This is a genomic window from Streptomyces kanamyceticus (assembly GCF_008704495.1).
GTDB classification, from domain to species: Bacteria; Actinomycetota; Actinomycetes; order Streptomycetales; family Streptomycetaceae; genus Streptomyces; species Streptomyces kanamyceticus.
The window spans coordinates 6,744,490-6,756,899 of the sequence record NZ_CP023699.1; the positions used below are offsets into that span (position 1 = coordinate 6,744,490).

Sequence of the window (12,410 nt, forward strand, 5' to 3'; positions counted from 1 at the left end):
GGAGGATGTCGTGAGCGACACACAGACCTTGATCGAGAACCGTCCGCCCTCCGTGGCGCATCTCTTCCTGGAGCGCGTGGCGGCCACACCGGATGCCGAGGCCTACCGCTACCCGGTGCCAGCGGCGTCCGGCGCGGGTCCCGACGAGTGGAAGTCGCTGAGCTGGGCGGGGACCGCCAGCCGTGTCCACGCGATCGCCGCGGGCCTGATCGACCTCGGCCTGAACCCCGAGGACCGCGTGGCCCTCGCCTCCGCGACCCGGATCGAGTGGATCCTCGCCGACCTCGGCATCATGTGCGCGGGCGCGGCCACCACCACCGTCTACCCGCAGACCAACGCCGAGGAGTCCGCCTACATCCTGGCCGACTCCGAGAGCCGCGTGCTCATGGCCGAGGACGCGACACAGCTCGCCAAGGCGCGCGAGAAGCGGGCCGAGCTGCCGGAGCTGCGGCACGTCGTGGTGTTCGACTCCGAGGGCGTCACCAAGGACGAGAGCGACCCTGAGGGCTGGGTGCTCACGCTCGCCGAGCTCGAACTGCGCGGCGCCGCGCTCCTCGAACAGAACGAGGACCTCGTCAAGGAGCGGGTCGCGGCGATCGCCGCCGACCAGCTCGCCACGCTGATCTACACCTCGGGCACCACCGGCAAGCCCAAGGGCGTGCGGCTGCCGCACGACAACTGGTCGTACATGGCGAAGGCCATCGTGGCGACCGGGCTGCTCGGCCCCGACGACGTGCAGTACCTGTGGCTGCCGCTCGCGCACGTCTTCGGCAAGGTGCTGACCTCCGCGCACATCGACCTCGGGCACGTCACCGCCGTCGACGGCCGCGTGGACAAGATCATCGAGAACCTTCCGGTGGTCCAGCCGACGTACATGGCCGCGGTGCCCCGCATCTTCGAGAAGGTCTACAACGGCGTCGCGGCCAAGGCGCGGGCCGGTGGCGGGGCCAAGTACAAGATCTTCCAGTGGGCCGCGGACGTCGCCCGCGAGTACGCCAAGGCCAGCCAGGACAACTTCCGCAGGACCGGCACCGCGTCGGTGCCCTTCGGGCTCGGCGCCAAGCACAAGGTCGCCGACGCGCTCGTCTACTCCAAGTTGCGCGAGGCGTTCGGCGGGCGGCTGCGGGCCGCGGTGTCGGGATCCGCCGCTCTCGCGCCCGACATCGGGTACTTCTTCGCCGGAGCCGGGATTCACATCCTGGAGGGCTATGGGCTCACCGAGTCCTCCGCGGCCTCCTTCGTGAACCCCGGGGAGGCGTACCGCACCGGCACCGTCGGCAAGCCGCTGCCCGGCACCGAGGTGCGCATCGCGGACGACGGCGAGATCCTGCTGCGCGGCCCCGGCATCATGGAGGGCTACCACGGGCTGCCCGAGAAGACCGCCGAAGTCCTGGAGTCCGACGGCTGGTTCCACACCGGGGACATCGGCGAGCTGTCCGTCGACGGGTACCTGCGGATCACCGACCGCAAGAAGGACCTCATCAAAACGTCGGGCGGCAAGTACATCGCGCCCGCAGAGGTCGAGGGCCAGTTCAAGGCCGTGTGTCCGTACGTCTCCAACATCCTGGTGCACGGCGCCGACCGGAACTTCTGCACCGCGCTGATCTCCCTGGACGAGCCCGCGATCCTCGACTGGGCCAAGGAGAACGGCCTGTCGGGCAGGGAGTACGCCGATGTGTGCGCGGCTCCCGTCACGGTCGAGCTCATCGAGGGCTATGTGAAGGAGCTCAACGAGGGCCTTCAGCGCTGGCAGACCATCAAGAAGTTCCGGCTCCTGCCGCGTGATCTCGACGTCGAGCACGGCGAGTTGACGCCCAGCCTGAAGCTGAAGCGTCCGGTGGTGGAGCGGGAGTACAAGCACCTGATCGAGGAGATGTACGCGGGCTCGCGCGAGGCGTGAGCCCGGCGAAGTGAGCGGGGCGGGCGAGGCGTCGGATGGTTCAGACGACCCGCCCGCGGCGCATTTCCTGTACCAGTTCCTCCATGTGGGTGACGTGGCGGCGCAGTTCGAGGACGTCCTTGAGGCTGCTTGCCGCCATGTGGGTCTCGATCGCGGAGAGGCGCGCCGCCAGCTCGTCGAACTGGCGCTGCTCGCGGGCCAGTATCCGCTCCAACTGCCGGTTCTTGCGGTGCAGTTCGAGGAACACGGTGACCTTGGCGCGCAGCACCCAGGGGTCGAACGGCTTGGTGAGGTAGTCCGCGGCGCCGGTCGCGTAGCCGCGGAAGGCGAAGCCCGCGTCGTTGTCGGTGCCCGTCAGGAAGATGATGGGCACGTCCTTGGTCTGGTCGAGGCGTTTGATGTTCGACGCGGTCTCGAAGCCGTCCATGCCCGGCATCCGGACGTCGAGAAGGATCACGGCGAATCGTTGCCGCAGAATCGCCTTCATCGCCTCCTCGCCCGAACGGGCGCGGACCAGCGGCTCGTTCAGGGACCCGAGGACGGCTTCCAATGCCATCAGGTTGTCCTCCATGTCGTCGACAAGGAGGATGCTCGCGCGGTTGTCGGTCATGGCCTCTGCGCTCATGGTGACGGTGCCTCACTCAGTTGTCGGCGGAACAGCGCTCTCCCCCGGAGTGGCCGGCTGTTCCGGAGCGACGGACTCTGAATCGGGGGAGGTGGCCTGTTCGGTGCCGCCAGCGCCCTCGGGGTCCAGGAGGGCGCAGATGACGCCGAGCAGTTGATCCACATCCACGGGTTTGGGTACGTAGTCGGTGGCGCCTTGGGAGATGGCCTTCTCGCGGTCCCCCGGCATCGCCTTCGCGGTGAGGGCGACGATGGGCAGGCCCCGCCAGCGAGGGCTCCGGCGGATGGCGACCATGGTCTCGTAGCCGTCCATCTCCGGCATCATGATGTCCATCAGGACGATGTCGACGTCGGGATTGCGCTCCAGGGTCTCGATGCCCTCGCGCCCGTTCTCCGCGTAGAGGACGGGCATGCCGACCCGGCTGAGCACGTGCGTGAGCGCGAAGACGTTGCGGATGTCGTCGTCGACGATGAGCACCTTGCGGTTCGGCAGTATGCGGCCCGCGCGCCCCTCCTTCCACTCCTCCAGCTTGGTCGGGGTGGGCCAGCTGTCGTCGGGCTCCAGGGTGGTGTGCGGGCGCAGTGCCGCCGGTTCGAGCGGTTCGGGCAGGAGCTGGGTGCGCGAGGCCGCGTAGGCGATGGCGGCCGCGCCGTGACCGGGGTGGACCACCGGGACGTACAGCGCGAAGGTCGAGCCCTGTCCCGGGTGGCTCTCGGCGGTGATGCGGCCGCCGAGGAGCCCCGCGATCTCCCGGCTGATGGAGAGGCCGAGCCCCGTGCCGCCGTACTTGCGGTTGGTGGTGCCGTCCGCCTGCTGGAACGCCTCGAAGATGACCGGGAGCTGCTCGGCGGGGATGCCGATGCCGGTGTCCCTGACGGCGAAGCAGAGCAGGTCTTCGTCGTCGTGCAGGAGCCGCTCGGCCGAGGCGTTCTTGACGCGGCTGACGCGCAGCTCCACGCGGCCCGACGAGGTGAACTTGACCGCGTTCGACAGGAGGTTGCGCAGGATCTGCTGGAGGCGCTGCTCGTCGGAGAACATCTCGCGCGGCACGTCCTCGCCGACCGACACCTCGAACGCCAGGCCGCGGTCGAGAGTGAGCGGGCGGAACGTCGCGTGGACGTAGTCGAGGACCTTGATGAGCGGGAGCTTCTTGGGGCGTACGTCCATCCGGCCCGCCTCGATCTTCGACAGGTCGAGGATGTCGTTGATGAGCTGGAGGAGGTCGGATCCCGAGCGGTGGATCGTGGTCGCGAACTGCACCTCCTGGTCGGAGAGGTGGTTGTCGGGGTTGTCGGAGAGCAGCCTGGCCAGGATGAGCAGCGAGTTCAGCGGGGTGCGCAGCTCGTGCGACATGTTCGCGAGGAACTCCGACTTGTACTGGGAGCTGGTGGCGAGCAGGGCCGCCTTCTCCTCCAGTTCGGCGTTCGAGCGGCGCAACTCGGCCTGCTGGCGCTGGAGTTCGTCCGAGCGCTCCTGGAGCTGGGTGGCCAGGCGCTGCGACTCGCCGAGCAGGGACTCCGTACGGGAGTTGGCGATGATGGTGTTGATCGCGACGCCGATGGTGTTCACGAACTGGTCGAAGAACGCCAGGTGGACGTCGGAGAAGCGGGAGAACGTGGCCAGCTCGATCACGCCGAGCAGCTTGTCCTCGAAGAGGATCGGGATGATCACGACGGTGGCGGGGGCGGCGTCGCCGAGACCCGAATGGATCTTGATGTACTCCGGGGGCACCTCCTCCACGAGGATGCGCTTCTTCTCCAGCGCCGCCTGCCGTACGAGCCCCTGTGCGGGCATGCCGCCCGTGTCGACGACCGCGCTCTGCGCGGAGCCGTACCCGGCGATGAACGCGAGGCCCTTCGCGGTGACCTGGGTGGGCGCCGGGCTCTCCGCCGTCTCCGGGTCGGCCAGGAAGAACGCGCCGTACTGCGCGTTCACCAGCGGGGTCAGCTCGCGCAGGATCAGGTCGGCGACCTCCATCAGGTCGCGGTGGCCCTGCATCAGGCCCGCGAGACGGGCCAGGTTGGACTCCAGCCAGTCCTTGGCGCGGGTGGTCTCCCTGAGGTTGGAGACCATGAGGTTGATGTTGTCCTTGAGCTCGGAGACCTCGCCGCGCGTCTCGACCGTGATGGCGCGGGTCATGTCGCCCTGGGCGACGGCGGACGCGACCTCGGCGATGGCACGGACCTGGGTGGTCAGGTTCAGCGCCAGCTCGTTCACGTTCGTCGTCAGGCGCTTCCACGTGCCGTACACGCCCTCGACCCGCGCCTGGCCGCCCAGTTGGCCCTCGGAGCCGACCTCGCGGGCCACCCGGGTGACCTCGGAGGAGAACGAGGACAGCGTGTCCACCATGGTGTTGATGGTGGTCTTCAGCTCCAGGATCTCGCCGCGCGCGTCCACGTCGATCTTCTTGGAGAGGTCGCCCTGGGCCACGGCCGTCGCGACCTGCGCGATGTTGCGGACCTGGCCCGTGAGGTTGTCCGCCATGTAGTTGACGTTGTCGGTGAGGTCCTTCCAGACGCCCGATACGCCGAGGACCTGCGCGCGGCCGCCGAGGCGGCCGTCGGTGCCGACCTCGCGGGCCACCCGGGTCACCTCGTCGGCGAAGGCGCGCAGCTGCTCCACCATCGTATTGACGGTGTCCTTGAGCTCCAGGATCTCGCCGCGCGCGGTGACCGTGATCATCTTGGACAGGTCGCCGTTGGCGACGGCGGTGGTGACCTGGGCGATGTTGCGGACCTGTGAGGTGAGGTTCGACGCCATGAAGTTGACGTTGTCGGTGAGGTCCTTCCACACGCCCGACACGCCACGGACCTGGGCCTGGCCGCCGAGGTTTCCTTCCGTGCCGACCTCGCGGGCGACGCGGGTGACCTCGTCGGCGAAGGCGGAGAGCTGGTCGACCATCGTATTGATCGTCGACTTCAGTTCGAGGATCTCGCCCTTCGCCTCGACGGTGATCTTCTTGCCGAGGTCGCCCTGGGCGACGGCCGTCGACACCAGCGCGATGTTCCGCACCTGTGAGGTGAGGTTGTCGGCCATGAAGTTGACGTTGTCGGTGAGGTCCTTCCACACGCCCGACACGCCACGGACCTGAGCGCGCCCGCCCAGGTTTCCCTCCGTGCCGACCTCGCGGGCGACGCGGGTGACCTCGTCGGCGAAGGCGGAGAGCTGGTCGACCATCGTGTTCACCGTCGACTTCAGCTCCAGGATCTCGCCCCGGGCGTCGACGGTGATCTTCTGGCTCAGGTCTCCGTTGGCGACGGCGGTGGTGACCTGGGCGATGTTGCGGACCTGTGAGGTGAGGTTCGACGCCATGAAGTTGACGTTGTCGGTGAGGTCCTTCCACACGCCTGACACGCCACGCGCCTGCGCGCGGCCGCCCAACTGGCCCTCCGTGCCCACCTCGCGCGCCACGCGGGTCACCTCGGCGGCGAACGCGGAGAGCTGCTCCACCATCGTGTTCACGGTGAGCTTCAGTTCGAGCAGCTCGCCCGTCGCCTCCACGGTGACCGTGCGGGTCAGGTCGCCCTGCGCCACCGCCGTGGTCACCAGGGCGATGTCGCGCACCTGGGCGGTGAGCCGCGCCGCCATCGTGTTGACCGCCTCGGTCACGTCCCGCCAACTGCCGGACAGGCCGCGCACCTTGGCGCGCCCGCCGAGCCGGCCCTCCGTGCCCACCTCGCGCGCGACGCGGGTGACCTCTCCCGTGAAGAGGGACAGCTGATCGACCATCGTATTGACGGCGCGGCCCAAACGGCGCAGATCGCCCCGGAGCTCGCGGGTGCCGTCGTGCAGGTCGACACGCTGCGTGAGGTCGCCGCCCGCCACCGCGTTCAGGACGCGGGTGGCGTTGGCCGCGGGGGCGACCAGCGAGTCGAGCAGCGTGTTGATCTCCAGGACGCGCGCGGCCCACCTGCCCTGCCCCGGGCTCGGCGAGAACCGCTCGTCCAGGCGGCCGTGCCGGATGATCTCCCGGCGTATGCGCACGAGTTCGTTGTCGAAGTGGATCGAACGGTCGAGCATCTCGTTCAGCGTCGCGTAGAGCTCGGCCGTCGTGCCCTCGCCCATGGGGGGCACTTTGGAGAAGTCCCCGTCGCGCGCGGCCCGCATGGCGGCGAGCAGCGGGCGCAGCTCCGCCTCGGTGGCCACGACGGGACTCCTGGCGATGGCGCCGGGGCCCGTGGCGGCGCGGGGGCTCCCGGCGCCGCCGCCTGGGGAACCGGGTGGTGCCGCGGCGGAGGACCTGGTCTGCGCGGGGGCCGGAATCTTGCCACGGCTGAGCGCGGGCGTAGCACTGTTCTCACTCATAGTGGCCCACTTCAGTAACTCGGTGCTTATGGGCGTGGCCAGTCTGTCACTCTGTGGGTGTCGCCTGAGGCGTATTCGACCGAACTGCTCAGGAGCCGCACAGTGGGGTCCATTCCGATGCAACGGGAGACCGCTTTCCGTGCCTCTGCCCATTCTGGCCCCCTGCCGGGGCCACCGGCAGTGGTGCGTACGTCGCTGCCCGGAAACCCCCTGGCGCCCGCGGCCGCGCGCAGGTTCGTGCGCGCCGCGCTCGCCGACTGGACCGAACTCGGCGTGCCCGCCGCAGCGGGCATCACCGACCGCCTCGCCGACGACGCGGTGCTCCTGGTCAGCGAGTTGGTGACCAACGCCGTCGTGCACGCGGGCACGGCCGTCGAGCTCCTGTGCAGGCTCGACGAGGTGGGCGCGGGCGAGAGCACGGACACCCTCGTCATCGAGGTGGCCGACCACCACCCCTCCCGCGCGGTCCGCGGCGAACAGGGCACGCCACCGCCCGGCACCCCGGAGTACGGCCGCGGCCTGCACCTCGTCGCCACCCTCTCCGACTCCTGGGGCATCACCTACCGCACGGGCACCAAGACCGTCTGGGCCCGGCTGCCCGTCGACGGCGTGCAGGCCGGCAAGGAGCTCGAGACGTACGCGAGCGATCAGGCGCTGCAGCGCGGGCTGCGGGCCACCGAGATCCTCGCGCCGCTGCCCAAGCGGGCCACGCACGACACGGACTGGATCAACCGCGGCGCGCTCTCCTTCCTCGCCGAGGCCTCCGACCTGCTGGCCGGGCAGTTCGACGAGGATCTGGTGGCGGCCCTCGCCGGACAGCTGCTCGTGCCGCGGCTCGCTGACTGGTGCGCGGTCTGGCTCGACGACGCGTCGGAGGGGCCCGGGCGCGGCGCGGTGGGCGGCGGGACGGGCGAGCGGCTCGCCCGCGTCTGGCACACCAGCGAGCACCGCATAGAAGAACTGCGCCGCGTCCTGGAGAAGGACCCGCCGCAGCTGCCGCTCGCCGTGGGCGGCGCCTATCCCGTCCCCTGGCCCGGCGAGGCGCTCACCGGCGAGAGCTCGGGCGCGGCGCTCGCGTACCGCCTCACCGCGGGCGGCCGGGCGCTCGGCACGCTGGTGATCGGCCGGGCCGCTCTGGTGCGCTTCCCCGACGAGGTCACCGGCCTCATCGAGGACTTCAGCCGCCGGGTCGCCCTCGCCATCAGCGCCGCCCGCCGCTATCAGAGGCAGGCGACCATCAGCCAGGTCCTGCAGCGCGGACTGCTGCCCAGCCGGATCGCGGAGATCCCGGGCGTGCAGAGCGGCCTCGTGTACGAGCCACGGGACCAGGGCGGCCCCGGCGGCGACTTCTACGACGTGTTCCAGGCGGGCGAGGGGCGCTGGTGCTTCGCGCTCGGCGACGTCCAGGGCAAGGGCCCCGAGGCCGCCGTCGTCATCGGCCTCGCCCGCCCCTGGCTGCGGCTGCTCGCCCGCGAGCGGTACGAGGTCGCCGAAGTCCTCGGCCACCTCAACCAGCTCCTGCTCGACGACGCGGCGGAGGCGGCGGCCGCCGCGGCGGCGGTCGTCGCGGTCGCGGGCGGCCAAGGCGTGCCGCCCGAGGGGCCCACCTCGCGCTTCCTCTCGCTCCTCTACGGAGAGCTGGTCCCGTTCGAGGGCGGTGTCCGCTGCACCGTGGCGTGCGCCGGGCACCCCCTGCCGCTGCTGCTCACGCCCGAGGGCGAGGTGCGGCCCGCGGCCAGTCCGCAGATGCTGCTCGGCGTCGTCGACGACGTGACGTACACGAGTGAGACCTTCGAGCTGCGGACCGGCGACACGCTCCTGTGCGTCACCGACGGCGTGACCGAGCGCCGCCAGGGACGGCTCCAGTTCGACGACGGCGACGGGCTCGCCAAGGCGCTCGCCGGGTGCGCGGGGCTCGACGCGGGCCTGGTGGCGGAGCGGATCAGGCGGCTCGTGCACGAGTTCTCGGAGCGGCCGCCGGACGACGACATGGCGTTGCTGGTGCTGCAGGCGCGGTGAGGTGAGGTGTCGGCCGGTGGGGGGTTCACCGGTGCGGGACAATGGAAGGTATGCCTTCCGCACTGCCCGATGGTGAGCCCATGCCCGAGGACGGTGCGCTGCCCGCGTCCGCCCTGGACGGCGCGGCCGCGCGCCCGCTCGGCTTCTACCTCCACGTCCCGTACTGCGCCACGCGCTGCGGCTACTGCGACTTCAACACCTATACGGCGACCGAGCTGCGCGGCTCCGGCGGCGTGCTCGCCTCGCGCGACAACTACGCCGACACCCTGATCGACGAGGTACGCCTGGCCAGGAAGGTCCTCGGCGACGACCCCCGCCCGGTGCGGACCGTCTTCGTCGGCGGCGGTACGCCCACGCTGCTCGCGGCCGCCGACCTGGTGCGCATGCTGGGGGCCGTACGCGATGAGTTCGGGCTCGCGGACGACGCGGAGATCACCACCGAGGCGAATCCGGAATCGGTCGACCCCGCGTACCTGAGTGAGCTGCGGGCCGGTGGCTTCAACCGGATCTCCTTCGGCATGCAGAGCGCCAGGCAGCACGTCCTGAAGGTGCTCGACCGCACGCATACGCCGGGGCGGCCCGAGGCGTGCGTCGCCGAGGCGCGGGCGGCGGGGTTCGAGCACGTGAACCTGGACCTGATCTACGGCACCCCGGGGGAGAGCGACGACGACTGGCGCGCCTCGCTGGAGGCCGCGCTCGGGGCCGGTCCGGATCATGTGAGCGCCTACGCGCTGATCGTCGAGGAGGGCACGCAGCTCGCGCGGCGGATCCGGCGCGGGGAGGTGCCGATGACGGACGACGACGTCCACGCGGACCGGTACCTCATCGCCGATGAGGTGCTGGGGGGTGCGGGCTTCGACTGGTACGAGGTGTCCAACTGGGCCACCTCGGAGGCGGGGCGCTGCCTGCACAACGAGCTGTACTGGCGCGGGGCCGACTGGTGGGGGGCCGGGCCAGGGGCCCACAGCCACGTGGGCGGGGTGCGGTGGTGGAACGTCAAGCATCCCGGGGCGTACGCGGGGGCGCTGGCGCAGGGGCGGTCGCCCGGGGCCGGGCGTGAGGTCCTCGCGGACGAGGACCGGCGGGTCGAGCGGATCCTCCTCGAACTCCGCCTCCGTGACGGTTGCCCGCTGGATCTCCTCCGCCCGGCCGGTCTCGCCGCGGCGGGGCGTGCGCTGGCCGACGGGCTGCTTGAGGAGGGGCCCTTCGGGGAGGGGCGTGCGGTGCTGACCCTGCGGGGGCGGTTGTTGGCGGATGGGGTGGTTCGGGGGCTGGTCGACTGAGGCGGGCGGGCGGGCGCCGGGGCTGGTGCTACCGGTGACGTCCGTGTCGGCTCGGCACCTGCCCCATTCCGCCCTTCGGGCGGTCCTTGTACCCGCCCGCTCCACCCGTGCTGTCACCCGTCGGGTGGGTGTCTCTTGTGGGGGTGGGGCGCCGTTGGCGGCAGCGGCTCGTGGGCGTTGGGGCTTGTGCCCCCGGTGGCGTTCGTGTCGGCTTGGCGCCTGCCTTGTTCCGCCCTTCGGGCGGTCCTTGTACCCGCCCGCTCCACCCGTGCTGTCACCCGTCGGGTGGGAGTTTCTTGTGGGGGCGGGGCGCCGTCGGCGGCAGCGGCGAGTGTTTTGCTGGGGCGGTTCGGTGCGGAGCCACGGGTGGGCGGGTGGGCGTGGTCGCCGCGGAGCGGCGGGGGTGGTCCTACTGGGGTGGTCCGGCGCGGAGGTACGGGTGGGCGGGTGGGGGTGTCTGCCGCGGAGCGGCGGAGGGTTCTCTGCCGGGGTGGCTCGGTGCCGAGGTACGGGTGGGTGTGGCCGTCGCGGAGCGGCGGGGTTGGTCCTGTTGGGACGGGTCCGGCCCGCCCCGGGTGGGGTTGCTCCCGCAGGGGCGCTTCCCCTGCGGAGGGGCGCCGGTCAAGGCCCAGGGGCCAGTTACTCCGTGACGAAGTCGATCAGCTCTTCCACCCTGCCAAGGAGTTCCGGCTCGAGATCCCGGTAGCTGCGCACCGAGCCCAGGATCCGTTGCCAGGCCGCCCCCGTGTTCTCCGGCCAGCCGAGGGCCCGGCAGACGCCCGTCTTCCAGTCCTGCCCCCTCGGCACCCGGGGCCACGCCGCGATGCCGACCGAGGAGGGCTTCACCGCCTCCCACACGTCGATGTAGGGGTGGCCCACCACCAGCGCGTCCGACGTGGAGATCTCCGCCGCGATGCGGGACTCCTTGGAGCCGGGGACCAGGTGGTCGACGAGGACGCCCAGGCGGGCGTCGGGGCCCGGCCGGAACTCCGCGACGATCGCGGGCAGGTCGTCGATGCCCTCCAGGTACTCGACGACGACGCCCTCGATGCGCAGGTCGTCGCCCCAGACGCGTTCGACGAGTTCGGCGTCGTGGCGGCCCTCTACGTAGATGCGTCCGGCGCGGGCGACCCTGGCCCGCGCCCCGGGTACCGCCACCGAGCCGGAGGCGGTGCGTGAGGGGCGTACGGGAGGAGCGGCCGCGCCCGTGGCGGGGCGGACCAGTGTGACCGTGCGGCCTTCGAGGAGGAAGCCGCGGGGCTCCATCGGGAAGACGCGGTGCTTGCCGAAGCGGTCCTCCAGCGTCACCGTCGGCCCCTGCGCGGTCTTCTCGCAGCGGATCACCGCGCCGCAGAATCCGGTGCTCAGCTCCTCGACGACGAGGCCGGCGTCCGCCGCCACCTCGGGCACGGGCTTCGGCTTCTTCCAAGGGGGTGTGAGATCGGCGGAGTACTGGCGCATTCTGCCGACGATAGGAAGAGTGGCAAGGACCTCCGCTACGACACGCCGAAGCGGCCCGCCAGTGTGGCGCGCTGCGCACGGACAAAAGCCGCATCCACCACCGCACCGTGCCCCGGCACGTAGAGCGCGTCCTCACCGCCCAGCTCCAGGAGCCGGTCGAGCGCCGCGGGCCACTGCTCCGGTACGGCGTCGGGTCCTGCCTGCGGTTCGCCCGACTCCTCGACCAGATCGCCGCAGAACACGATCTCGCGGCCCCCGTCGGCCCCCGTGACAAGCACCGCGAGGTCGTGCCCGGTATGGCCGGGGCCGACGTTGGCGAGCAGCACCCGCACCCCGCCGCCGAGGTCGAGCGTCCACTCCCCGCACACCAGGTGGCGCGGGTGGACGAGGAGATCGGCCGCCTCGGCCGCCGCGTCCGGGCTCACGCCCTGGCGCACCGCGTCGGCGCGCAGTTCGTCGCGGCCTCTTTCGAAGACCGTGTCGATGCCCACCGCCCCGTACACCTCCACGCCCGCGAAGGCCGCGGCCCCCAGAACGTGGTCGAAGTGCGGGTGCGTCAACACGAGGTGCGTGACCCGTCGCCCGCCGCCGATGATCTCCCTGGCGCGGGTCCGCAGTGCCGCGCCCTCGGCCAGGGTCGCCCCCGCCTCGATCATGAGGGCCGCGTCGTCGCCGACGACGAGGCCCGCCGTGCAGTCCCAGACCGGCAGGCGGCACCGCCCCACACGCGGTGCGAGTCGTTCCCAGCCCGCCGCTTCCCATGCCAGCGCCACGTCCATACGGTGACGCTATCCGTACGGGCCGTGTTCGGCAGCCG

At 71.2% G+C, this 12,410-nt stretch carries 7 protein-coding genes; 3 read left to right on the plus strand and 4 right to left on the minus strand.

The genetic code is table 11. From position 1 onward, the window contains the following. The first annotated feature begins 10 nt into the window (after nucleotides 1–10). Entirely contained in the window at nucleotides 11–1,900 is a 1,890-nt protein-coding gene (locus tag CP970_RS29075) for an AMP-dependent synthetase/ligase (protein ID WP_055544872.1), read from the plus strand. A 40-nt stretch (nucleotides 1,901–1,940) separates the two neighbouring features. On the opposite strand, the gene CP970_RS29080 is transcribed toward CP970_RS29075, so the two are convergent. Both CP970_RS29080 and CP970_RS29085 read right to left on the minus strand, forming a co-directional pair. Continuing rightward, on the minus strand, nucleotides 1,941–2,525 hold the full coding sequence (locus CP970_RS29080; RefSeq protein ID WP_055544873.1) for a response regulator: 585 nt from the start codon (nucleotides 2,523–2,525) through the stop codon (nucleotides 1,941–1,943). 12 nt (nucleotides 2,526–2,537) lie between these two features. Continuing rightward, nucleotides 2,538–6,632, minus strand: coding sequence for a HAMP domain-containing protein (locus tag CP970_RS29085; RefSeq protein ID WP_055544876.1), 4,095 nt, complete (start codon nucleotides 6,630–6,632; stop codon nucleotides 2,538–2,540). Nucleotides 6,633–6,947: 315 nt separating this feature from the next. On the opposite strand from CP970_RS29085, the gene CP970_RS29090 reads away from it, so the two are divergent. Continuing rightward, a complete protein-coding gene (locus CP970_RS29090) occupies nucleotides 6,948–8,849 on the plus strand; it encodes a SpoIIE family protein phosphatase (protein ID WP_055544874.1) in 1,902 nt (633 codons plus the stop codon). Nucleotides 8,850–8,899: 50 nt separating this feature from the next. Next, nucleotides 8,900–10,132 carry a radical SAM family heme chaperone HemW gene (hemW, locus tag CP970_RS29095; protein WP_191094965.1) on the plus strand — a complete coding sequence of 411 codons (1,233 nt, stop codon included), beginning with the start codon at nucleotides 8,900–8,902 and terminating at the stop codon, nucleotides 10,130–10,132. A gap of 639 nt (nucleotides 10,133–10,771) precedes the next feature. On the opposite strand, the gene CP970_RS29100 is transcribed toward hemW, so the two are convergent. Further along, the gene (locus tag CP970_RS29100) at nucleotides 10,772–11,593 is read right to left on the minus strand and encodes a DUF3097 domain-containing protein (protein WP_055550018.1); all 822 of its coding nucleotides are present in this window, start codon (nucleotides 11,591–11,593) and stop codon (nucleotides 10,772–10,774) included. 35 nt (nucleotides 11,594–11,628) lie between these two features. Next, nucleotides 11,629–12,372 (minus strand): MBL fold metallo-hydrolase, encoded by a 744-nt coding sequence (locus CP970_RS29105; protein WP_398655957.1) that lies wholly within the window; start codon nucleotides 12,370–12,372, stop codon nucleotides 11,629–11,631. Nucleotides 12,373–12,410: the final 38 nt, after the last annotated feature.

Coding starts and splice junctions, on each gene's coding strand:
- CP970_RS29080 (WP_055544873.1), bottom strand. CDS start 2,525: ATGAGCGCAGAGGCCATGACCGACAACCGCGCGAGCATCCTCCTTGTC.
- CP970_RS29085 (WP_055544876.1), bottom strand. CDS start 6,632: ATGCGGGCCGCGCGCGACGGGGACTTCTCCAAAGTGCCCCCCATGGGC.
- CP970_RS29090 (WP_055544874.1), top strand. CDS start 6,948: ATGCAACGGGAGACCGCTTTCCGTGCCTCTGCCCATTCTGGCCCCCTG.
- hemW (WP_191094965.1), top strand. CDS start 8,900: ATGCCTTCCGCACTGCCCGATGGTGAGCCCATGCCCGAGGACGGTGCG.
- CP970_RS29100 (WP_055550018.1), bottom strand. CDS start 11,593: ATGCGCCAGTACTCCGCCGATCTCACACCCCCTTGGAAGAAGCCGAAG.
- CP970_RS29105 (WP_398655957.1), bottom strand. CDS start 12,372: ATGGACGTGGCGCTGGCATGGGAAGCGGCGGGCTGGGAACGACTCGCA.